At 68.8% G+C, this 21,301-nt stretch carries 21 protein-coding genes; 11 read left to right on the forward strand and 10 right to left on the reverse strand.

What is annotated here, in order from left to right:
* Positions 1-41 precede the first annotated feature (41 nt).
* The 5 genes from AB0O76_RS00610 (at position 42) to AB0O76_RS00630 (ending at position 4,393) form a co-directional block, all read left to right on the forward strand.
* Positions 42-239, forward strand: coding sequence for an Arc family DNA-binding protein (locus AB0O76_RS00610; RefSeq protein WP_365484387.1), 198 nt, complete (start codon positions 42-44; stop codon positions 237-239).
* Positions 240-623, forward strand: a complete 384-nt coding sequence (locus AB0O76_RS00615) for a type II toxin-antitoxin system death-on-curing family toxin (RefSeq protein ID WP_365483380.1) — start codon at positions 240-242, stop codon at positions 621-623.
* 135 nt (positions 624-758) lie between these two features.
* Positions 759-2,558: a DEAD/DEAH box helicase gene (locus AB0O76_RS00620; protein ID WP_365483383.1), complete on the forward strand. Its 1,800-nt coding sequence runs from the start codon at positions 759-761 to the stop codon at positions 2,556-2,558.
* Between the two features lie 340 nt (positions 2,559-2,898).
* A complete protein-coding gene (locus tag AB0O76_RS00625; protein ID WP_135330836.1) occupies positions 2,899-3,540 on the forward strand; it encodes a helix-turn-helix domain-containing protein in 642 nt (213 codons plus the stop codon).
* Positions 3,541-3,577: 37 nt separating this feature from the next.
* On the forward strand, positions 3,578-4,393 hold the full coding sequence (locus AB0O76_RS00630; RefSeq protein WP_365483386.1) for a S16 family serine protease: 816 nt from the start codon (positions 3,578-3,580) through the stop codon (positions 4,391-4,393).
* 148 nt (positions 4,394-4,541) lie between these two features.
* Here the strand turns inward: AB0O76_RS00630 and AB0O76_RS00635 are convergent, their stop codons facing one another.
* The 6 genes from AB0O76_RS00635 to AB0O76_RS00660 all read right to left on the reverse strand — a co-directional run bounded on the left by AB0O76_RS00635 (position 4,542) and on the right by AB0O76_RS00660 (position 9,753).
* Positions 4,542-5,132 carry a helix-turn-helix domain-containing protein gene (locus AB0O76_RS00635; RefSeq protein ID WP_365483389.1) on the reverse strand — a complete coding sequence of 197 codons (591 nt, stop codon included), beginning with the start codon at positions 5,130-5,132 and terminating at the stop codon, positions 4,542-4,544.
* Between the two features lie 65 nt (positions 5,133-5,197).
* The gene (locus tag AB0O76_RS00640; protein ID WP_365483392.1) at positions 5,198-6,166 is read right to left on the reverse strand and encodes a glycine betaine ABC transporter substrate-binding protein; all 969 of its coding nucleotides are present in this window, start codon (positions 6,164-6,166) and stop codon (positions 5,198-5,200) included.
* Entirely contained in the window at positions 6,163-7,041 is an 879-nt protein-coding gene (locus AB0O76_RS00645; RefSeq protein WP_365484390.1) for an ABC transporter permease, read from the reverse strand. Before AB0O76_RS00645 ends, AB0O76_RS00640 begins: the two co-directional genes overlap by 4 nt.
* A gap of 26 nt (positions 7,042-7,067) precedes the next feature.
* Positions 7,068-8,339 (reverse strand): betaine/proline/choline family ABC transporter ATP-binding protein, encoded by a 1,272-nt coding sequence (locus AB0O76_RS00650; protein WP_365483395.1) that lies wholly within the window; start codon positions 8,337-8,339, stop codon positions 7,068-7,070.
* Positions 8,332-8,979: an ABC transporter permease gene (locus AB0O76_RS00655; RefSeq protein ID WP_365483398.1), complete on the reverse strand. Its 648-nt coding sequence runs from the start codon at positions 8,977-8,979 to the stop codon at positions 8,332-8,334. The genes AB0O76_RS00650 and AB0O76_RS00655 overlap by 8 nt, the downstream gene beginning before the upstream one ends.
* A gap of 303 nt (positions 8,980-9,282) precedes the next feature.
* Positions 9,283-9,753 (reverse strand): Lrp/AsnC family transcriptional regulator, encoded by a 471-nt coding sequence (locus tag AB0O76_RS00660; RefSeq protein WP_365484393.1) that lies wholly within the window; start codon positions 9,751-9,753, stop codon positions 9,283-9,285.
* A 134-nt stretch (positions 9,754-9,887) separates the two neighbouring features.
* On the opposite strand from AB0O76_RS00660, the gene hppD reads away from it, so the two are divergent.
* Positions 9,888-11,057 carry a 4-hydroxyphenylpyruvate dioxygenase gene (gene hppD / locus AB0O76_RS00665; protein ID WP_365483401.1) on the forward strand — a complete coding sequence of 390 codons (1,170 nt, stop codon included), beginning with the start codon at positions 9,888-9,890 and terminating at the stop codon, positions 11,055-11,057.
* Here hppD and AB0O76_RS00670 read toward each other — a convergent pair.
* Complete coding sequence (locus tag AB0O76_RS00670) at positions 11,002-12,480, reverse strand: tetratricopeptide repeat protein (RefSeq protein WP_365483404.1); 1,479 nt, start codon at positions 12,478-12,480, stop codon at positions 11,002-11,004. The genes hppD and AB0O76_RS00670 overlap by 56 nt on opposite strands.
* A 98-nt stretch (positions 12,481-12,578) precedes the next feature.
* On the opposite strand from AB0O76_RS00670, the gene AB0O76_RS00675 reads away from it, so the two are divergent.
* Entirely contained in the window at positions 12,579-13,958 is a 1,380-nt protein-coding gene (locus AB0O76_RS00675; RefSeq protein ID WP_365483407.1) for an FAD-linked oxidase C-terminal domain-containing protein, read from the forward strand.
* 4 nt (positions 13,959-13,962) lie between these two features.
* Here AB0O76_RS00675 and AB0O76_RS00680 read toward each other — a convergent pair whose 3' ends face one another.
* Positions 13,963-14,439, reverse strand: coding sequence for an SsgA family sporulation/cell division regulator (locus AB0O76_RS00680; protein ID WP_365483410.1), 477 nt, complete (start codon positions 14,437-14,439; stop codon positions 13,963-13,965).
* Positions 14,440-14,693: 254 nt separating this feature from the next.
* Between AB0O76_RS00680 and AB0O76_RS00685 the strand changes: the two genes are divergently transcribed.
* Both AB0O76_RS00685 and AB0O76_RS00690 read left to right on the forward strand, forming a co-directional pair.
* The gene (locus AB0O76_RS00685) at positions 14,694-16,175 is read left to right on the forward strand and encodes an RDD family protein (protein WP_365483413.1); all 1,482 of its coding nucleotides are present in this window, start codon (positions 14,694-14,696) and stop codon (positions 16,173-16,175) included.
* Positions 16,176-16,245: 70 nt separating this feature from the next.
* A complete protein-coding gene (locus tag AB0O76_RS00690) occupies positions 16,246-16,848 on the forward strand; it encodes an RDD family protein (RefSeq protein ID WP_365483416.1) in 603 nt (200 codons plus the stop codon).
* Positions 16,849-16,906: 58 nt separating this feature from the next.
* Here the strand turns inward: AB0O76_RS00690 and AB0O76_RS00695 are convergent, their stop codons facing one another.
* Entirely contained in the window at positions 16,907-17,200 is a 294-nt protein-coding gene (locus tag AB0O76_RS00695) for a hypothetical protein (RefSeq protein WP_365484396.1), read from the reverse strand.
* Between the two features lie 500 nt (positions 17,201-17,700).
* Here AB0O76_RS00695 and AB0O76_RS00700 point away from each other — a divergent pair, with 500 nt between their 5' ends.
* A complete protein-coding gene (locus AB0O76_RS00700) occupies positions 17,701-20,124 on the forward strand; it encodes an immune inhibitor A domain-containing protein (protein ID WP_365483419.1) in 2,424 nt (807 codons plus the stop codon).
* Between the two features lie 147 nt (positions 20,125-20,271).
* Complete coding sequence (locus AB0O76_RS00705) at positions 20,272-20,601, forward strand: hypothetical protein (RefSeq protein WP_135330850.1); 330 nt, start codon at positions 20,272-20,274, stop codon at positions 20,599-20,601.
* A 71-nt stretch (positions 20,602-20,672) separates the two neighbouring features.
* Here AB0O76_RS00705 and AB0O76_RS00710 read toward each other — a convergent pair whose 3' ends face one another.
* The gene (locus AB0O76_RS00710) at positions 20,673-21,257 is read right to left on the reverse strand and encodes an isochorismatase family protein (RefSeq protein ID WP_365483423.1); all 585 of its coding nucleotides are present in this window, start codon (positions 21,255-21,257) and stop codon (positions 20,673-20,675) included.
* Between the last annotated feature and the right edge of the window lie 44 nt (positions 21,258-21,301).

The following is a 21,301-nucleotide window of genomic DNA, read 5'->3' on the forward strand; positions in this document are numbered from 1 at the left end:
TACCGCCATGACCCCATAGGCGGTACCATCGTGGTATGGCTATGAACCTTCGTATGCGCGACGATCAGCAAGAGGCGCTCAAGCTGCGTGCCGAGGAGGAGGGGCGCAGCATGCACGCCATAGTGCTTCAGGCGATCGACCGGTATCTGGAGCAGGAGGCGGACCGCGCGACCGTCCGCCGTCTGGGGGCCAAGTACGCGGCGGGCCACGCCGACCTGCTGCGGAGGCTGGGGGAGTAGATGAAGTACCTCACGGTCCAGGAGGTCCTGGACCTGGCGGAGCTTGCCTGTGGGGAGCAGGAAGTCGCAGTACGTGATCTGGGGCTCCTCAGCTCGGCCGTCCACCGTCCCCAGTCGCAGATGTTCGGCATCGAGGCGTACACGGACCTGTTCGAGAAGGCCGCCGCGCTGCTCCAGTCGCTTGCCGTGAACCACCCCTTGGTCGACGGCAACAAGCGCATGGCGTGGATGAGCACCGTCGTGTTCCTCGACTTCAACGGCGCTGACATGGTCGACGTGGACCAGGACGAGGCGTACAAGCTGGTCATCGAGGTGGCGAGCGGCGGCCTGGACGATGTGGGGTTGATCTCCCGGCGGCTGCGAGGGCTGCACGAGGCCATGTGACCCCTGTCGCACCCGGGGTGGACGTGACGCCGTCAACCCCGGGGAGCGGCAGGGTCACCGGTAGGGTGGCCCGGTTGTCGTACGTACCTGTCGTACGCAGCTGTCGTCCGCACCCGAGTGCCAAAACCGGAGACCGTGACTACCACCGCCGCCAACTCCGCCTCCTCCCACCACCTCTCTCCCGCCTTTCCCGGCCGGGCCCCGTGGGGCACGGCCAACAAGCTGCGTGCCTGGCAGCAGGGTGCGATGGAGCGGTATCTGCAGGAGCAGCCGCGTGACTTCCTCGCCGTCGCGACGCCCGGGGCCGGCAAGACGACCTTCGCGCTGACGCTCGCGTCCTGGCTCCTGCACCACCATGTCGTGCAGCAGGTCACCGTGGTCGCGCCGACCGAGCACCTGAAGAAGCAGTGGGCGGAGGCGGCGGCCCGCATCGGGATCAAGCTGGACCCGGAGTACAGCGCGGGCCCGCTCAGCAAGGAGTACCACGGCGTCGCGATCACGTACGCGGGTGTGGGCGTGCGGCCCATGCTGCACCGGAATCGGGTGGAACAGCGCAAGACCCTCGTCATCCTCGACGAGATCCACCACGCCGGTGACTCGAAGTCCTGGGGCGAGGCCTGCCTGGAGGCGTTCGAGCCCGCGACGCGGCGGCTCGCGCTCACCGGTACGCCGTTCAGGTCCGACACCAACCCGATCCCCTTCGTCACGTACGAGGAAGGTAACGACGGCATCCGGCGGTCCTCCGCCGATTACACGTACGGATACGGCAGCGCGCTCGGCGACGGCGTCGTCCGGCCCGTCATCTTCCTCTCCTACTCCGGCAACATGCGCTGGCGCACGAAGGCCGGTGATGAGATCGCCGCGCGGCTCGGCGAGCCCATGACCAAGGACGCGATCTCGCAGGCCTGGCGGACGGCCCTCGACGCGCGCGGCGAGTGGATGCCGAACGTGCTCAAGGCTGCCGACCAGCGGCTCACCGAGGTCAGGAAGGCCATCCCGGACGCGGGCGGGCTCGTCATCGCCTCCGACCAGGACTCCGCGCGCGCCTACGCCAAGCTGATCCGGGAGATCACCGGGACGAAGGCGACGGTCGTCCTCTCCGACGACACGGGCGCATCGAAGCGGATCGACGACTTCAGCGACGGGGACGACCGCTGGATGGTCGCGGTCCGCATGGTGTCGGAAGGCGTCGACGTCCCGCGCCTCGCGGTGGGTGTGTATGCCACCACGATCTCCACTCCGCTCTTCTTCGCGCAGGCCGTGGGGCGTTTCGTGCGGTCACGGCGGCGCGGCGAGACGGCGTCCGTCTTCCTGCCCACCGTCCCCGACCTGCTCGGCTTCGCCAACGAGATGGAGGTCGAGCGCGACCACGCGCTCGACAAGCCGAAGAAGGAAGGGGAAGAGGACCCCTACGCCGAGTCCGAGAAGGAGATGGACGAGGCGAACAAGGAGCAGGACGAGGACACGGGGGAGCAGGAGCAGTTCTCCTTCGAGGCGCTCGAGTCCGACGCCGTGTTCGACCGGGTGCTCTTCGACGGTGCCGAATTCGGTATGCAGGCGCACCCGGGGAGCGAGGAGGAGCAGGACTATCTCGGCATCCCCGGTCTGCTCGAACCCGACCAGGTGCAGATGCTGCTCCAGAAGCGGCAGGCACGGCAGATAGCGCACAGCAAGAAGCGGCCGGACGAGGAGGCGGATCTTCTCGAACTCCCGGCCGAGCGGCGGCCCGTGGTCTCCCACAAGGAGCTGCTCGAACTGCGCAAGCAGCTCAACACGATGGTCGGCGCGTACGTCCATCAGAGCGGCAAGCCGCACGGCGTGATCCACACGGAGCTCCGCCGCACCTGCGGCGGCCCGCCGAGCGCGGAGGCGACGGCGGGACAGCTGCGGCAGCGCATCGCGAAGGTCGGGGAGTGGGCTACGCGGATGCGCTGAGGTCGCTGGGGCCGCCGGGGTCGCTGGGGTCCTTGCGCGGGCCCGCCACGGAAGGGTGTGTTCCATGTGGAGAGGTGGTGCACACCACACTGCTCGTGCCCCGCGTAATGGGGCAATGAGGGGCGCAGCTCGCATCGAGGTGCCCGGATTCTGGACGGAGTCTTCCGCTGAGCGGGACGGCCTCGCTACTGTCCCCCGCAACGTAAACGCCCCGTGGCAGCGCCGCCGCGGAGCGCAGCCGGAGTTCCGACCGGCGGCCTCTGACGCGCGTCGCCCACGGGACCGGCGACGCAACCGCCGCGTAAAGGGGCCGTCGACCCTCACCTAAGGAGTGGGCGTCGTGACCGCGGAGACTTCCCAGACGCTCGACCGAGGACTGCGTGTCCTCAAGCTGTTGGCCGACACCGATCATGGACTCACCGTCACCGAGCTGTCGAACAAGCTCGGTGTGAACCGCACCGTGGTGTACCGGCTGCTCGCCACCCTGGAGCAGCACGCGCTGGTCCGCAGGGACCTGGGTGGCCGGGCCAGGGTGGGCCTCGGGGTGCTCAGGCTGGGTCGCCAGGTGCATCCGCTGGTGCGGGAGGCCGCGCTGCCCGCGTTGCGCTCCCTCGCGGAGGACATAGGTGCCACCGCGCACCTGACGCTGGTGGACGGCACGGAGGCCCTCGCGGTCGCCGTGGTCGAGCCCACCTGGACGGATTACCACGTGGCCTACCGGACGGGCTTCCGCCACCCCCTCGACCGCGGGGCCGCGGGACGCGCGATCCTCGCGGCGCGCCAGGGCTCGGGGACCGACCCCGGTTACGCGCTCACCCACGGCGAGCTGGAGGCCGGTGCGAGCGGGGCGGCGGCGCCCCTGGTGGGTGTCACCGGGATAGAGGGCAGCGTGGGCGTCGTCATGCTGGCGGACTCCGTGCCGGAGCGGGTGGGGCCGCGGGTGGTGGACGCGGCGCGTGAGGTGGCCGATGCCTTGAGGTGAGGCGAGCGTGCTGATCCGGTCACGTTAGATTGATCCCGTGTTCTCCCTCTCCAGCCTCTCCAGCCTCTCGCGCCCCAAGGCCCTCGGCGTCTGCGCCGTCCCCGTGGTCGCCCTGCTCGCCGTCGCGGGCCTGGTGCCGCTGCCGTTCGTCGTGGCCCAGCCGGGGTCGACGGCGAACGTACTCGGGGAGAGCGAGGGCAAGCGGGTCATCACGATCACCGGCGCCCCCACCCGGGAGCCCAAGGGGCAGCTGCGGATGACGACGATCGTGGCCACGGGCCCCGAGACGGACGTCAGCCTGAGCGACGTGGTGGACGGCTGGTTCCGTACGGACCGGTCCGTGATGCCCAAGGACTCGGTCTATCCCACCGGCGACGACGTGAAGGAAGTCGAGAAGCACAACCTCGGCGACATGAAGAAGTCGCAGGACACCGCCACGCGGGCCGCGCTTGCCTACCTCGACGAGAGCGGCGTGGACGGTACGGACAAGGTGAAGGTCGAGGTCGACCTCGGCAAGATCGGCGGCCCGAGCGCGGGCCTCTTCCTCTCCCTCGGCATCATCGACCTCATCGACGGGAACGGCAGCGGCGGCGACCTCACCGGCGGCCGCGACATCGCGGGCACCGGCACGATCTCCGCCGACGGCAAGGTCGGCCCGGTCGGCGGTGTCTCCATGAAGACGCAGGCCGCGAGGCGCGACGGCGCCACCGTCTTCCTGGTCCCCAAGGCCGAGTGCGCGGACGCGGAGGCGGAGAAGCCGAAGGGGCTTCAACTGATTCCGGTCACGACGCTTGAGGGCACGATCGACGCGCTGCGGTCCCTGGAGCGGGGCGGCAAGGTTCCGAGCTGCTGACCAGGCGCAGGCCCAACTCGACCATGGTCCAGCCCAGTTGAGTACGTAGATGGGGGTGCCTGGAGCGTTCAGGTGCCGCTAAGTGCAGCTCCGCGGCTCGGGAGTGGTGTAGCCGCAGGTGTATGTCGGGGTGCATGGCTGAGACCTCTCACTCGGTGTAGTGCGTCGGGAAGACGTGGGTGTGCAGGCGCACCTTGGCGGATCCGGGGGTGTCCTCGTCGACCGCCAACTCGCGGTAGCTCTCGATGAGTTCGTTGACCTTGGCGGCCAGTTCGACAGTGATCTCGGGCGTCAGGCGCAGTGTGTAGTCGCTGATGTCCGAGCTTTCCGCCCACTCCGCGGGCCAGTCGTGCTGCGTACCGATCCAGGTGGAGAGCTCTGTGGCGTGGAACGTTGCGACCTCGTGGAGGTAGACGCCGACCGCGCCGCGCACCGTCGGGTCCGGGTCGTTCATGAGCGTCTCGTCGAGGCGTGTCCCCTGGTGCGCCGACTGCCACCACCGCTCGCGTCCCTTGCCGCGCTCCGGGGCATCCTCGACGAAACCGTGGGCCGCCAGCTGGCGCAGGTGATAGCTCGTCGATCCGCTGGACTCGCCCAGGCGGTCGGCCAGTTGGGAGGCAGTCGCCGGGCCATCCCGCCGCAGCGAGATGAGCAGCTGCATGCGCAGGGGATGGGCGAGTCCCCGCAGCGAGTGGGGGGTGAGGGTGTGAACCTTCCGAGGCTCCGGCTCTTCCGTCATGCTCCTCAGCGTAGACATGCAAAGACTTCGTTGCAACACTCTCTTTGCAACGGAGTCTTTGTAAGTTACTCCTTGACGAACCCCTCCTCGACCAGCCAGTCCTTCGCCACCTCATGCGGATCCTGCCCGTCCACATCCACCTTGGAGTTCAGCTCCCGCGCCACCGTGTTGTTCAGCTTCTTCGTGATGGGGGTCAGGACCTCCGCCATCTCCGGGTGTTCCTTCAGCGCCTTGCTGTTGATTTCCGGAGCCGCGTTGTAGTTGGGGAAGAAGTGCTTGTCGTCCTCCATCGGCGTCAGGTTCATCGCCTTGATGCGGCCGTCGGTGGTGAAGACCTCGCCGAACGTGCACGTCCCCTTGGCGGCCTGGGTGTAGATGATCCCGGTGTCCATCTTGGTGATGTTGGAGTTCGGGATGCTCATCCCGTACTCCTTCTGCATGCCCGGCAGACCGTCCTCGCGCGAGGCGAACTCGCTCTCCACACACAGCGTGACCGCCTTCGGGTCCGACTTGGCGAGGGCGGCCACGTCGGAGAGGGTCTTTGTCTTGTATTTGGCCCTGTTCTTCTGGTTCATGGCCAGGGCGTAGGTGTTGTTCAGCGTGGACGGCGCCAGCCAGGTGACGCCGTTCTTCAGATCCGCGTCGCGCACCGCCTGCCACTGCTGCTGCGGATCGTCGATGGGTTCGGAGTTGCCCAGGTACGTGATCCATGCGGTGCCCGTGTACTCGTACATGGCGTCCGCGTCACCGCCCTTGACGGCCTCGCGGGCGCCGATCGAGCCCTGGATGCCCGTCCGGTCGAGGACGTCCGCGCCGGCCGCCTCGAAGGCGATGCCCATGATCGCGCCGAGGATCAGCTGCTCGGTGAACTCCTTGGAGGTGACGGTGAGATCGGCGCCCTTCAGGGGAAGCCCCTCGCCGATCGTGCCCGGCTTGACGTCGTCCACCATGGGGCTGCCGCTGGTGAGCCCGCAGCTCACGAGCAGGGCCCCGCCCAGCATGCCGACGGCCACCGTACGCAACGTAACCCTCATGAACCCGCCTCCAACCCGCGCGGACGAAGGACCAGTTCGGCCAGCGAAGCCAGCCAGTCCACAAGGAGTGCGAGCGCGATCGTCAGGATCGAGCCGAGCATGAGCACCGGCATCCGCTGCGTGGTGATGCCGGTGGTGATCAGGTCGCCGAGACCGCCGCCACCGCCGAACGTGGCGAGTGTCGCCGTGCCGACGTTCAGTACGAGCGCGGTGCGCACACCCGCGAGGATCAGCGGTACGGCCAGCGGGAGTTCGACCTTGCCCAGGACCCCCCACGCCGACATGCCGATGCCGCGCGCGGCCTCCAGCAAGGTCGGGTCATTGGCGTTCAGGCCCGCGATCGTGTTGGAGAGGACCGGCAGGACGGCGTAGATGATGATGCCGATCAGGGCCGCCTTCTCGCCGATGCCGATCCAGATCACCAGGAGGGCCAGGAGACCGATCGCCGGGGTCGCCTGGCCGATGTTGGCGACGGCCATGGCGACGGGCGCCGCCTTGCGCAGCTTCTTGCGGGTCAGCAGGATGCCCAGCGGGATCGCGATGATCAGTACGAAGAAGGTGGAGATCGCCGTCAGTTGGATGTGCTGACGGAGCCTGAGCCAGACATTGCCGTCCGCCAGGGCGTTCGTGGCGATCGAGTCCAGGTCGGCCTGCTCGAACCACCACCAGGTGATCAGGAGGATCACCGCGAGCACCGCGGGCAGGAAGGTGAGCTTCTGCCAGCCGATCCGCCGCGCCTGGCCCGTGTCCGGCGGGGGCGCGGGCTCCGGCTCGCCCTCTCCGGAGTCGCGGAACGGGTGGCCCTTGACGTCGTGCTCGCCCTCGGGCCGGTCGTCGTCGGCCCCGTTGCCGGGGGACGTTCTGTGCTCGGGGATCCGGGGGTTGCTCCCGGGGATGCCGCTCACGCCTTCGCCGCCCCTCCGTCGCCCTCCTGCTCATGGTGGGTCAACAGGGCGCGCTGCTCCTCCAGTTCGTGCTGGTGCTCCACGGCGTCGAGCCGGTCGGCCTCCAGCATTTCGTGGACGGAGTTCATCAGGGTCTCCATGTCCACCACACCCGTGTACTCGCCGCGCCGCCCGGTGACCGCGACCCGCCCCGCGTTGTCCGTGAGGACCGCTTCGAGCGCGTCGCGCAGGGTGGCGTCGCGGGTGACGGTGTCGTGCACGAGGGTGCCCGCGCGGGCCAGGGAGCCCTTGGCGCGCATCAGGTCGCCGCGCCGCAGCCACTTGTAGGGGCGGCCGCGCTTGTCGAGGAGCAGCAGTTCATTGGTGCCGCTGGCCCGCAGCTTGTTGAAGATCTCCTGCAACGGGTCGTCGACGGTCACCGTCGCGAAGTCCGCGATCTCCACATCGCGTACGCGGGTGAGGTTCAGCCGCTTCAGGGCCGCGCCCGCACCCACGAAGCCCGAGACGAAGTCGTCGGCGGGGTTGGTGAGGATGGCCTCCGGGGTGTCGAACTGCGCGATGTGCGAGCGCTCCCGCAGGACCGCGATGCGGTCGCCGAGCTTGATGGCCTCGTCGAAGTCGTGGGTGACGAAGACGATCGTCTTGTGCAGCTCGTGCTGGAGCCGGATCAGCTCGTCCTGGAGGTGGTCGCGGGTGATCGGGTCGACGGCGCCGAACGGCTCGTCCATCAGCAGCACCGGCGGATCGGCCGCCAACGCCCTTGCCACGCCCACGCGTTGCTGCTGACCGCCGGAGAGCTGGCGCGGATAGCGGTTGTGGAACTCGACGGGGTCGAGCCCGACCAGGTCGAGCATCTCCTCGATCCGGTCCTTGATCCGCGACTTCCCCCAGCCGATCATCTTCGGTACGAGCGCGATGTTCTGAGCCACCGTCATGTGCGGGAAGAGCCCCGACGCCTGGATCGCGTAGCCGATCTTGCGGCGCAGCTTCACCGGGTCCATGTCGGTGACGTCCTCGCCGCCGATGCGGATGCGGCCGCTGGTCGGTTCGATGAGCCGGTTGATCATCTTCAGCGTGGTCGACTTACCGCAGCCCGACGGGCCGACGAAGATGACGATCTCGCCCGCCTTGATCTCCATGCTGACGCTGTCCACGGCGGGGTCGCTGCTGCCCGGGTAGCGCTTGGTGAGGTTCTCAAGCTCGATCGTCGCGCCGGTCGTGGCGGCCGGGGCCGCAGTGTCCTCGGCGGTCGCGGTGGTCTCAGACACGGATACCCCTCGGGATCGTAAGGCGGCCGATCAGGACGTACGCGGCGTCGAAGAGCAGCGCCAGGATGATGATCCCGAGCGTGCCCGCGAGCACCTGGTTGAGCGCGTTCTTGCTGCCGAGCGAGCCGATGCCGCGGAAGATCTCGTTGCCGAGGCCGGGGCCCGACGCGTACGCGGCGATGGCGGCGATGCCCATCAGCATCTGCGTCGACACACGGATGCCGGTGAGGATCGGCGGCCAGGCGATCGGCAGTTCCACCCGCATCAGGCGGGCGATCCGCGACATCCCGATGCCCTTCGCGGCATCGACCAGGGAGGGGTCGACGCCACGCAGGCCGACGATGGCGTTGCGCACGATCGGGAGCAGCCCGTACAGGGTCAGTGCGATGACGGTCGGCGCGACACCGAGCCCGACGATCGGGATCAGCAGACCGATCATGGCGAGCGACGGGATGGTCAGCAGGGTGGAGGTGGCGGTCGTGGCCAGATTGCCCGCCCACTCGCTGCGGTACGTGATGACGCCGATCAGTACTCCGATGACGGTCGCCACGACCATGCACTGGAAGACCGCGCTTGCGTGTTGGTACGCGTCCGTCAGCAACTGCTGGTGGCGGTTGCCGAGGTAGTCCCAGAAGTTCACCGGGTACCTCCGCCAGGGCGAATTCCCGTCTCACCATTGGCTGTTAGGATCATTGGCATGCGTTGCGAGAGCCAAGCGCGCATGAGCGGTGCCCTCCAAAACTTCATACACCCGGGCTGGTTCCAACCCGGCTGGTGTTGAGCGTGTAAGAGCTGGTGGGTCGATGACCCGCAGCCGACGTGAGCCAGGAATCTCCGTGCTTCGGCGGGAGAGGGTTCAATGAACTGCTCACCTCGCAGTCAGTGGTGGACACGGCGCCGGGAGTCTCCCGGCGCCCGTTGTTCGTATCCCTACCTACCCGCGTCAGGCGTCCCCTGACGCCTGTTCGACCAACGGGATGATCCGCAGCGGAACAGGGTTCTCCATGACGATCGCCGTGGAGGCCCGGACGATGCCATCAAAACCCACCACCCGGTCGATCACACGTTGGAGATCCGCGTTCGACCGGGCGACGAGGCGGCAGAGCATGTCGCCGTGGCCGGTGATCGTGTGCAGTTCGAGCACTTCGGCGACGGTCGCCAAATGCGCCCGTACATCGGCCCCCTGACCCTGTTTGATCTCCAGCGTGGCGAAGGCGGTGACGGGGTAGCCGAGGGCCGCCGGATCGACGTCCGGGCCGAAGCCGCGGATGACTCCGTTCGACTGAAGGCGGTCCATCCGGGCCTGCACGGTGCCGCGCGCGACGCCGAGCCGCCGGGACGCCTCCAGGACGCCGATACGGGGCTCGCGGGCGAGCAGCACGATCAGCCTGCCGTCCAGATGATCGATCGTCATGGTGGCCTCGGTCTCCTCTGTGGCGGTGGTCATCATGTACAGATAGCCCCGCCATACTGACCTGCCACTGGTCAGATTGCCCAGCAAAAACGCGAACTATTGCGCACCTTGCGATACGGCGGGAGCCTGCGGATATGGCAGCTACCGCGAACACCCAGCCCACCTCGGCCACCTCCGGCACCCCCCACACCGCGCGCGAGGCAGATCCCTTCCCGGTCAAGGGAATGGACGCGGTCGTCTTCGCCGTGGGCAACGCCAAGCAGGCGGCCCACTACTACTCGACGGCCTTCGGAATGAAACTCGTGGCGTACGCGGGCCCGGAGACGGGCAGCCGCGAGACCGCCTCCTACGTCCTCACGAACGGCGCCGCCCGGTTCGTCCTCACCTCCGTCATCAAGGCGTCGACGGACTGGGGGCACTTCCTGGAGAGCCATGTCGCCGAGCACGGCGACGGCGTCGTCGACCTCGCCATCGAGGTGCCGGACGCGCGTGCGGCGTACGCGTACGCCGTCGAGCACGGCGCGCGCGGGATCACCGAGCCGTACGAGCTCAAGGACGAGAACGGCACGGTGGTGCTCGCCGCCATCGCGACATACGGCAAGACCCGCCACACCCTCGTCGAGCGCACCGGCTACGACGGCCCCTACCTGCCCGGCTTCTCGTCCGCTTCCCCGATCGTCGAGCCGCCGGCCAAGCGGACCTTCCAGGCGATCGACCACTGCGTCGGCAACGTCGAACTCGGCAAGATGAACGAGTGGGTCGCCTTCTACAACAAGGTCATGGGCTTCACGAACATGAAGGAGTTCGTGGGCGACGACATCGCGACGGAGTACAGCGCGCTGATGTCGAAGGTGGTCGCGGACGGCACTTTGAAGGTGAAGTTCCCGATCAATGAGCCCGCCATCGCCAAGAAGAAGTCCCAGATCGACGAGTACCTGGAGTTCTACGGCGGCGCGGGCGTCCAGCACATCGCGCTCGCCACGAACGACATCGTGGAGTCCGTACGCACGATGCGCGCGGCGGGCGTCAAGTTCCTGGACACTCCCGACTCGTACTACGACACCCTCGGCGACTGGGCCGGTGAGACCCGCGTCCCCGTCGAGACCCTGCGCGAACTGAAGATCCTGGTCGACCGTGACGAGGACGGCTACTTGCTCCAGATCTTCACCAAGCCGGTCCAGGACCGCCCGACGGTCTTCTTCGAGATGATCGAACGCCACGGCTCGATGGGCTTCGGCAAGGGCAACTTCAAGGCCCTGTTCGAGGCGATCGAGCGGGAGCAGGAGAAGCGGGGGAATCTCTGACCGAGGGTTCCCGGGTCGGCTTCGGGGACGGGGCGTACATCGGCTTCGGGGCTGGGGCGTACATCTGTTCCGGGCCGCCCTCCGGGGGGTCGCCGAGCGACTCCATGGCTGATTGGGCCGCCGGGGCCAGCAGCGGGGAGAAGTAGGGGTTGATGCGGAGGGCCTCGCCGATGTGGCGGCGGGCCGCTCCGTATCTGCCGAGCTCCCGCTCGATCTCGCCCCGGTGGTACGAGAAGGGCGCGCTGCGCGGGCCCTTGTCCGTTGCCTTCGTGGCGTATTTCAGGGCCAGTTCGTCGTCGCCGGCCCGGTGCAGCGCCCAGCCCAGCGCGTCCGCCACCTCCGGGCTCGCATGCCGCTTGAACTCCGCCCGGAGACGCCGCACCGCCTCGTCCGGGTCGCCGTGGTCCGCCTCGTACAGGCCCAGGACCCGTTCGTCGTTGACGCCGTTGACCTCTTCCTGCTTCACCCGGGCCCTCAGTACGTCGTACTGCGCGCGCGCCGCCGGAATCAGGCGCAGCGACTCGTACAACTCGCCCAAGGCCAGGGCGTATTCGGGCGCGGGCTGCCGGGTCAGCGCACTACGGTAGGCGTTCAGCGCCTCCGGCGTACGGCCGAGGGCGGCGAGCGCGCGGCCCTTCCCCGCCAGGGAGGGGTGGTGGTCCGGGTCCGCGGCGAGCGCCGCATCGTAGTAGCGCAGGGCCTCCGTCGGCTCGCCCCGCTCCCACGCCAGCTCGCCCACCCGGTGGAGGCACAAGGCCTTCTCCGCGGGCCCTTCCGCCAGCGCCGCCGCGTCCGTCAGCGTCGCCGCCGCGTCCTCGCGCCAGCCGCGGTCCCGGTACACCTGCCCGGCCCGCACCATCACGGGGCTGCCCGAGCGCAGCTCCTGCAGGGTCTCAAGCGCCTTGCCCACCGCCTTCGCGTTGCCCAGGCCGCTGTACGCGTCGATCAGGACGGGGTACGTCGACCAGCGCTTCGGGGCCTCCTTGAGCGCGCTCTCGCCCCACTTCCGCGCCCCACGGAAGTCGTGCCGCGCGTTCGCGAGCGCCGCAAGCCCCGTCAGCGCCTCCACGTTCCCGGCGGGCCGCGCCTTCAGCGACGTACGCAACGCCTGCTCGGCCTTGGGGTAGTACGCGGTGTCCGCGGTCCGCCGCCCCCGCTCGACGTAGGCGGCCCCGAGCACCGCCCACGAGTGGTCGTCGGCGGGATGCGCCCGCAGATGCGCCTCCCGCTCCCCGATGAGCACCGCGAGGTCCGGCAGCGACGCAGGCACCCCCGCACCCGCCGCGGCGATCGCCCGCCCGGCGGGCCCCAGCGCGGGCGGCGCCGCCTGCCCGCCGCCGTCGGGCAGCACCACGAGTACGCCGCCGAGCACCACACACCCGGCGACGGAGGCGATCAGTACGCGCTTCACCGAAGGCTTCATGACGCACACTGTGCGTCAATACGAAGAGCACATCCCGGCATGCGGACCGGCGTCGCACACGGGTTCACACCGATGGCCCCGGGTGCGAGGCTGTGATCATGAGCCGCACACTCATCGAACTCCTCTGTGTAGGTCCCGAGGCCCTCCCCGCCGAGGCCGTCCTCACGGACCCCGACATCACGTCCTCGTACGCGAACGACATGGCGAGCTTCTGCGACGCCGGCACCCCCGCCGTCGTCGTCCTGCCCCGCACCGTCGAGCAGGTCCAGCACGTCATGCGCACGGCGACCGAGCTCAGGATCCCGGTGGTCCCGCAGGGCGCCCGCACGGGTCTGTCCGGCGGCGCGAACGCCAGCGACGGCTGCATCGTGCTGTCCCTGGTCAAGATGGACCGCATCCTGGAGATCAGCCCCGTCGACCGCATCGCGGTCGTCGAACCCGGCGTCGTCAACGCCGCCCTCTCCCGCGCAGTCAACGAACACGGGCTCTACTACCCGCCGGACCCGTCGAGTTGGGAGACCTGCACCATCGGCGGGAACATCGGCACGGCCTCGGGCGGCCTGTGCTGTGTGAAGTACGGAGTGACGGCGGAGTACGTGCTCGGCCTCGACGTCGTACTCGCCGACGGACGGCTCATGAGCACCGGGCGGCGTACGGCAAAGGGCGTCGCGGGCTACGACCTCACACGCCTCTTCGTCGGCTCCGAGGGCAGCCTCGGCATCGTCGTCCGCGCGGTCCTCGCGCTGAAGCCGCAGCCGCCGCAACAGCTTGTCCTGGCCGCCGAGTTCGGCTCGGCCGAGGCCGCCTGCGACGCCGTATGCAAGATCATGGAAGGGGGGCACGTCCCCTCGCTCCTGGAGCTCATGGACCGTACGACCATCAGGGCCGTGAACGCGCTGGCCAACATGGGTCTGCCCGAGACGACCGAGGCGCTGCTCCTCGCCGCCTTCGACACTCCGGACCCGGCGGCCGACCTCGCCGCCGTGGGCGCGCTCTGCGAGGCCGCGGGCGCCACCCAGGTGGTCCCCGCCGAGGACGCCGCCGAGTCCGAACTGCTGCTACAGGCACGGCGGTTGTCGCTCACCGCGCTGGAAGCCGTCAAAGGCACGACGATGATCGACGACGTGTGCGTGCCGCGCTCCAGGCTCGCGGACATGCTCGAAGGCGTCGACCGCATCGCCGATAAGTACAGCCTCACGATCGGGGTCTGCGCGCACGCCGGCGACGGCAACACCCACCCCACCGTCTGCTTCGACGCGGCCGACCCCGACGAGGGCCGCCGCGCCCGCGAGTCCTTCGACGAGATCATGGCCCTCGGCCTGGAACTCGGCGGCACGATCACCGGCGAGCACGGCGTGGGCGTCCTGAAGAAGGAGTGGCTGGCACGCGAGATCGGCCCGGTGGGCGTGGAGATGCAGCGCGCCATCAAGTCGGCCTTCGACCCGCTCTCCCTCCTCAATCCGGGCAAGCTCTTCTGACTCTTCACTCGCCTCCCTCATGCGACTCGTCGCTCGGCCACGGGTCGCGCAGCCAGAGGTCGTCGGCCGGGGTCGGCGTGAGCAGCTCGGCCAGGCCGGCGTCGATGCCGAGCTGCTCGGCCTCAGAGCCCGGAGGGACCACCCGCAGCGTGCGCTCGAGCCAGGCGGAGACGGCGGGCGCGGGCGCTTCGAGGAGAGCGTCACCGTCGGGTGAACTCAGCGCCATCAGGACGACGCTGCGCCCCTCGACCTTGGTCGGCCAGACCCGGACGTCGCCGTGGCCGCAGGGCCTGAACACCCCCTCGACCAGGAGCTCGCGGGCGAACGTCCAGTTCACCGGGTGCTCGGAGGCGATGTGGAAGGCGATGTGGACGGCGTAGGGGTCGTCGGTGCGGTAGGTGAGGCGGGCCGGGACGGGGATGGCGCGTTCCGGAGAGAGGACGAGTTTGAGCTCAAGCTCGCGTTCCACCACGGTGTGCATGTCGGTGCGTTCCTTCCTTGTTCGGGGTCCTGGGAGCGGACCCGTGCAAGGAGAGAGCGCGAGGTGGCCGGAGCATTACGCGACTTCCGGAAAGTTTTTTCTCGGAGGTTCGCCCAGTGTGCGCGGAGGGTGCGCGGCACCGCTGAACTGTGCCCCGATGGGGGCCGGAAGGGCAGGACCCGCACAGCCGGAGGCGGAGGTCTGATAGATGTGGAGCCTCAAAAAGACCCCCGAGCAGATACGGGACGACGGACATGAGCGCCCCAACTCCGGCCCCAGGCGACGACAGGCCCCGCGAAGGCTACTACCCCGATCCGTCCATTCCCGGATATGTCCGGTACTGGAACGGCGCGGCCTGGGTGCCCGGTACGAGCCGTCCCGCCCCGTCCGACGGCGAAACGCTGCCCGCACCGCCCGGCGCGGGTGGGGCACCGGCGGCTCCCGCGGCTCCCGCGGCGCCCGCCGCGCCCGCTGCGGAGGAGACCGGTCCGGTCTTCTTCGACGAGGAGCCGATGCCGGAGGCGACGGACAGCCCCGCCGATTCCGACGCCGCCACCCCCTCTGCCGCCGAGGCCCAGCACGGGGCGAGGCCCGAGCCCGCTTCGGCGTGGCAGGCGGACGCGGGCCGGCAGACCGGTCTCGGCGGCGAGCAGGACCGGCGGGTGTCGTGGGGTGCGGAAGGCCAGGGCGATCCGCGGGATCCACGGGTGCCGAGCGAACGCCCGCCACAGCAGCCGGAGCCTTCCTCCCCTTCTGCTTCTCCCTCTCCCTCTCCGGGGGAGGAGGGGCCTGGCACGGTACAGATCCGTGCGATCAAGCCGGATACGTCGGGTACGTCGGGTACATCGGGTACATCGGGTACGCCCGCCAAGCAGCCGCCTCCGGCAACCGACGGCACCGTCACCTTCCGCAGGCCCAGTGGGCCGGTGCGGCCCACCGCGGCGAACGAGCAGCCATCGGCCGGTACCGAAGGCACCATGGCGATCAGGGCCCTGCGCCCGAAGTCCTCAGCGCCGCAGGCCGCTGTTCCTCCGCAGGCCGCTCCCGCTCCCGCGCAGCCTTCCGTTCCGCAGCAAGGCGGTGCACACGGCGGCGCGCCGTCGCCGGTGACCTCGGGGCCCGGTGGCGGTTCGCCCTCCTGGGCCCAGCAGGTCCACCAGCTCGCCGAGTCCGACGGCCAGGCGCAGCAGCCGGTGGCGCCGTGGAAGCCGGTCGCCAACGATCCGTTCCTCGCGGCGGCGCAGGCCCAGGCGGCGGCGCGGCCCGCGGGGATGGGCAAGCGGTTCGCGGCGCGGCTCATCGACACGGTCGTGCTCGCCACGGTCACCGGTGCGGCCGCGCTGCCGCTCGGCACGAAGGCCGCCGATCACGTCGACAGCAAGATCGACGCGGCGAAGATGTCCGGCGAGAAGGTCACGGTGTGGCTCCTGGACGGCACCACGGCGGGCTACCTGGGCATGGTCCTGGCGGTCCTGCTCGTCTTCGGCGTCCTCTACGAAGCGCTGCCGACCGCCAAGTGGGGTCGGACGCTGGGGAAGAAGGTGCTGGGGATCGAGGTGCGGGACATGGGGGAGCACGAGGCGCCGTCGTTCGGGGCGGCGTTGAAGCGGTGGCTGGTGTATGCGGTGCCGGGGGTGCTGGTGATCGGGGTCGTGGGCGTCCTGTGGGGCCTGTTCGACCGGCCGTGGCGGCAGTGCTGGCACGACAAGGCGGCGGGCACGTTCGTGGCGGGCTAGCGCGGGGCCCCTTAACCCGTACAGCCGCTCGCCGCGTGCGGGCATCGTCCCCTCAGGGTCGACTCGCCCCATGAGTAGCGAACCGCCGCCGTACCCGCCGCCCCCCGACGACGACAACGACCCCTTCCGGAAGCAGCCCCCGCCGGCCCCACCGCCGTACGGCGGAGACGGCGGTGATCCCTACGGCGGCGGTGGCGGATACGGCGCGCAGGATCCCCTCGCCGGGATGCCACCCTTGGCGGACAGCGGGAAACGCGTCCTCGCCCGCATCATCGACATGATCCTCGTCGGCGTGGTCGTCGGGCTGCTCTCATGGCTGTTCGGGACGAACGAGTTTGACGTCGACCCGGACAAGGTCGAGTACGGCAAGAGCTTCGGCCAGTCCCTGCTCGCCGCCGTGCTCTACATCGCGTACGACAGCTTCCTGATCGCCAAGACGGGCCAGACCCTCGGCAAGAAGTGGCTGGGGATGCGGGTGGCGAACCTCAACGACGGGGCGACGCCCACCCTGCAGACCGCGCTCGCCCGCGCGGCCGTCCTGTGGATCCCGTTCGCGTTCTGCTGTGCCTGCATCTGGACGGCCATCTGCGGCGGCTGGAGCTTCTTCGACAAGCCCTACAAGCAGGGCCTGCACGACAAGGCGGCCAAGACGGTGGTGGTCAGCACCACCTGACAGCACTCGGCATCGCCCGGCGGCGGCTGCCTCAGTGACAACAGCGGGCTCGTGATCCTCACGGGCCCGCTGGTTCGCGTACGGACTCGGCAAGTACCGGCGCGGCGGCGGCCCGCTGAACCGGCACGCGCTGCTCGGCGGCGCGTGCGACGGGAGCGACCCGCGCGGCCGGAGCGGCGGGCTTCGGCTGGGGAACGGTCATGGCGACCAGTAACCCGAGGCCGAGCGCGGTGAGGGTTATCAGCGCGACCCCGATCCCCGAACTCGTCTGGGAGAGCAGCAGCATGGCGAGCGTCGAGAAGACGACGGTCAGTGAGCCGTAGGTGAGCTGCGCGGGGGTCGGACGAGGCAGCGGCATGGGACGAGGCATGGCGTAATCCGTCCTCGGAAACAGCGGATGCGGAGGGGTGTCGAACCGTATGAGTTGTGCTGTATAACCGTGGATCCGTAGTGCTGTACACGAATCAAAGGGCGCCCGGCTGCGGCGACTTGAGAAGTGCCGTCGCGCGCTGTAGCGCACCGTCGATTGACTCTATTCCGCTGCATGCCCGACGGGAACGGGCGGTAAGCGTGACCTAACCCACGGTGCGGCAGCACAGGGGGCGCACGGGTTCATGGCGTCCACCAAGTGGACGGTGGGACGCGCCCGTTGACCATGCTTACGGGCGGGCGCACGCGTCCGGATAGCGGATCTCCGCGACTGCATAGTGCAGTTGGCCTGTTCAAGTCAAGGTCTGTCTTTTCTCCCGCATCTCCGGTCGAATGTCGTCACTTGTGACGCGTATCGCGCGCGGACCTCCTCCGACCGGGACTCGTCCGCCCCCGCGCGTACGCGGGGGAGGACAGCATCAAGTGACAGTCAGAAGACGGACGTTCAGAGCCACTGCGGCTGCCGTGGCGATGGCCGCGGCCGCCGCCACGTTCTCGGCAGCCACCGCATCCGCCGAGGACGGCGGGTCAGGCAGTGGGGGCGCGGCTCCCGCCATCGACCGGCAGGACCCGAGCCGGGCCAAGGCTCAGGTCGACCACGACCTCGAAGGGCCGTTCAGCAAGCAGCAGGCCCAGCAGCGCCAGTCGGCCCTGGAGCAGGTTGTCGCGGGCGACGCCAAGATCCAGAAGCGCGACGGCTCGCAGGTCGTGAAGCTCGACGACAAGAAGTACGTAGAGCTCGGCCGGCAGCAGACCGACAAGATCTTCACGATCCTGGTGGAGTTCGGGGACAAGGTGGACGACACCACCATGTACGACCCGGACGGTCCCGACGGACCCGAGCAGCCGGTCAAGAAGTACGGTGGCGCACCCGGGCCGGCGCACAACAAAATAGCCGAGCCGGACCGTGCGAAGGACAACAGCACGGCCTGGCAGAAGGACTACAACCAGAAGCACTTCCAGGACCTCTACTTCGGTGAGGGCAAGGATGCTGACGGCAAGACCAAGCACTCGTTGAAGACCTACTACGAGAAGACCTCGTCCGGCCGTTACTCGGTCGACGGCGAGGTCTCCGACTGGGTCAAGGTCGACTACAACGAGGCGCGGTACGGCTCCAATTACTGCGGCGACACCAACTGCGCCAACGTCTGGGACGCGGTGAAGGACGGCGTCACCGCCTGGACCAAGGACCAGAAGGCCCAGGGCCGCACGGACGCACAGATCAAGGCGGACCTCGCCAAGTACGACCTGTGGGACCGCTACGACTTCGACGGCGACGGCAAGTTCAACGAGCCGGACGGCTACATCGACCACTTCCAGCTCGTGCACGCGGGCGAGGACGAGTCGGCCGGCGGCGGCGCCGAGGGCAAGAACGCCCTCTGGGCGCACCGCTGGTACGCGTACGGCAACGACGCGGGCAAGACCGGTCCCGGCGAGAACAAGGCGGGCGGCACGCAGATCGGCGACTCGGGCATCTGGGTCGGCGACTACACGATGCAGCCGGAGAACGGCGGCCTCGGCGTCTTCGCCCACGAGTACGGCCACGACCTCGGCCTGCCCGACCTGTACGACACCACGGGCAAGGCCGAGAACTCGGTCGGCTTCTGGTCGCTGATGTCGGCGGGATCCTGGCTCGGCACCGGCAAGGACGCCATCGGCGACCTGCCCGGCGACATGACCGCCTGGGACAAGTTCCAGCTGGGCTGGCTCGATTACGCCAAGGCGAAGGCGGCGACCAAGTCGACGCACAAGCTGGGTGTTTCGGAGTACAACACCAGGAACAAGCAGGCGCTCGTCGTCGAGCTGCCGAAGAAGGCCGTCACCACCACGGTGGTCAAGCCGACCGAGGGTTCCAAGCAGTGGTGGAGCGACCAGGGCGACGATCTCAAGAACACCCTGACGCGGTCGGTCGACCTGACCGGCAAGTCCAAGGCCGAGCTGTCCCTTGACGGTTGGTGGGACATCGAGGCCAACTACGACTACCTCTACACCGAGGTGTCGACGGACGGCGGCGCCAACTGGACGCCCGTGGACGGCACCGCGGACGGCAAGGCCATCCCGCGCGACGCCGGTGACAAGCCCGCGTTGACGGGTGTCTCGGGTGCGTACAAGAAGCTCGCCTTCCCGCTCGACGCGTACACCGGCAAGAAGGTCGACCTCCGTTTCCGGTACGCGACGGACGGCGGCACGGCCGGAAAGGGCTTCGCGGCGGACAAGCTCGCCATTACGGCGGACGGTGCCAAGCTCTTCGAGGACGGCGCCGAGGGCGACGACAACGGCTGGACGTCCAAGGGCTTTTCACGCATCGGTGAGTCCTTCACCAAGGACTACGACCAGTACTACCTCGCGGAGAACCGCCAGTACGTGTCGTACGACAAGACCTTGAAGGTCGGCCCGTACAACTTCGGCTTCTCCAAGTCCCGTCCGGACTGGGTCGAGCACTACGCGTACCAGACCGGCCTGATGGTCTGGCAGTGGGACACCTCGCAGAAGGACAACAACGTCAGCAAGCACCCCGGCCAGGGTCTGATCCTGCCGGTGGACGCGCACGCCAAGCCGCTGAAGTGGGCGGACGGCACGTTGCTCCGGAACAAGATCCAGCCGTTCGACGCGCCGTTCAGCAAGTACGGGACGGACGCGTTCACGCTCCACAACGCGGACGTGGCGCTGAAGATCAAGTCCCAGAAGGGCGTCCCGGTCTTCGACGACCACAAGGGCTCCTACTGGTTCGAGGAGAACCCCACGGGAAGCGTGAAGGTCACTGACACCAACACTCAGATCAAGATCGTCAAGCAGCCCAAGGATGGCTCGACGATCACGGTCCAGGTGGCTCCCTCGGTGAAGTAATTCGCATTTTCGCAGGTCAAGCCATGATCGGCCGTCGCCCTCTAGCGGGCGGCGGCCGATCGTGTTTAGGTGCGTGCTGTGGATTTCTTATTGACGCGAGGTCCGGCCAGGGGCCTCGTGCGATGTTCTACGGGGGTGTGACCAACCATGTCCGCAGGAGGTTTCAGCAGGCTGCCGAACGGCACCGTGGTGGTGGCTCTGACGCTGCCGAGCCCGTCGGTGTGCGGCGGGAATGTCCGGATGATCGTGCATGCGGTGAACCGGGCGAGGGCGCTGACGCGTCTGCGGAATCTGGGGCTGCGGGCGGTCTATCTGCGGGGCAACGCGGAGCCGCCTACACCGGATGAGATCACGGCGGTCCTTCATCACCCCGACGGGCTGATATGGCGTACTGCGCCGGACGCTGCGGCTGAGCTTTGGCATCCGATCCGCGCCCTGAAGCGTCAGAGACCGGGGGCGCGGCCGTCCGGGGTGTGAGCGCTCCGGAATGGCCTCTGCGGGTGCGTCGTGGCTTGTCGCGCAGTTCCCCGCGCCCCTTCGGGGCGCGCCTAGACGACTGGCTTTCCCGTGAGCTCCACGCCCGCCTCCCGCAGCTCCTCCAGGGCCCGCTCCGTCGTCGCCTCCGCGACGCCCGCGGTCAGGTCCAGGAGGACCACCGTGCTGAATCCTTCCCGCACGGCGTCGAGCGCGGTGGCCCGCACACAGTGGTCCGTGGCGATACCGACCACGTCCACCTCGGTGATGTGCCGCGCCCGCAGCCAGTCCGCAAGGGATACGCCGTTCTCGTCGACCCCTTCGAAGCCGCTGTACGCGGCCGAGTAGGCCCCCTTGTCGAAGACCGCGTCGATCGCCCCGGACGCGACCACCGGCGCGAAGTTCGGGTGGAAGCCGATGCCCTCGGTCCCCGCCACACAGTGCGGTGGCCAGGAGCGGGCATAGTCCGGGTGGTCGGAGAAGTGGTCGCCCGGCTCGATGTGGTGGTCCCGCGTGGCCACCACGTGCCGGTAGCCCGCCGGGGCCTGGCCGATCAGCTCGGTGATGGCGGCGGCCACGTCCGCGCCCCCGGCGACCGCGAGGCTGCCGCCCTCGCAGAAGTCGTTCTGCACATCGACGACGATCAGAGCGCGGCGCATCGGGTGTCCTTCGGTCGGCAAGGCTGGCTGGTAGCTGCGGGGAC

The sequence above is a fragment of the Streptomyces sp. NPDC086554 genome, assembly GCF_040686095.1.
GTDB lineage: Bacteria > Actinomycetota > Actinomycetes > Streptomycetales > Streptomycetaceae > Streptomyces.

Bases quoted from the DNA above. Each gene is read 5' to 3' on its own strand.
- AB0O76_RS00610 (WP_365484387.1), top strand. From the start codon at position 42: ATGAACCTTCGTATGCGCGACGATCAGCAAGAGGCGCTCAAGCTGCGT.
- AB0O76_RS00615 (WP_365483380.1), top strand. From the start codon at position 240: ATGAAGTACCTCACGGTCCAGGAGGTCCTGGACCTGGCGGAGCTTGCC.
- AB0O76_RS00635 (WP_365483389.1), bottom strand. From the start codon at position 5,132: ATGACGGAAGAGCCGGAGCCTCGGAAGGTTCACACCCTCACCCCCCAC.
- AB0O76_RS00640 (WP_365483392.1), bottom strand. From the start codon at position 6,166: ATGAGGGTTACGTTGCGTACGGTGGCCGTCGGCATGCTGGGCGGGGCC.
- AB0O76_RS00660 (WP_365484393.1), bottom strand. From the start codon at position 9,753: ATGACGATCGATCATCTGGACGGCAGGCTGATCGTGCTGCTCGCCCGC.
- hppD (WP_365483401.1), top strand. From the start codon at position 9,888: ATGGCAGCTACCGCGAACACCCAGCCCACCTCGGCCACCTCCGGCACC.
- AB0O76_RS00670 (WP_365483404.1), bottom strand. From the start codon at position 12,480: ATGAAGCCTTCGGTGAAGCGCGTACTGATCGCCTCCGTCGCCGGGTGT.
- AB0O76_RS00675 (WP_365483407.1), top strand. From the start codon at position 12,579: ATGAGCCGCACACTCATCGAACTCCTCTGTGTAGGTCCCGAGGCCCTC.
- AB0O76_RS00680 (WP_365483410.1), bottom strand. From the start codon at position 14,439: ATGCACACCGTGGTGGAACGCGAGCTTGAGCTCAAACTCGTCCTCTCT.
- AB0O76_RS00685 (WP_365483413.1), top strand. From the start codon at position 14,694: ATGAGCGCCCCAACTCCGGCCCCAGGCGACGACAGGCCCCGCGAAGGC.
- AB0O76_RS00690 (WP_365483416.1), top strand. From the start codon at position 16,246: ATGAGTAGCGAACCGCCGCCGTACCCGCCGCCCCCCGACGACGACAAC.
- AB0O76_RS00705 (WP_135330850.1), top strand. From the start codon at position 20,272: ATGTCCGCAGGAGGTTTCAGCAGGCTGCCGAACGGCACCGTGGTGGTG.
- AB0O76_RS00710 (WP_365483423.1), bottom strand. From the start codon at position 21,257: ATGCGCCGCGCTCTGATCGTCGTCGATGTGCAGAACGACTTCTGCGAG.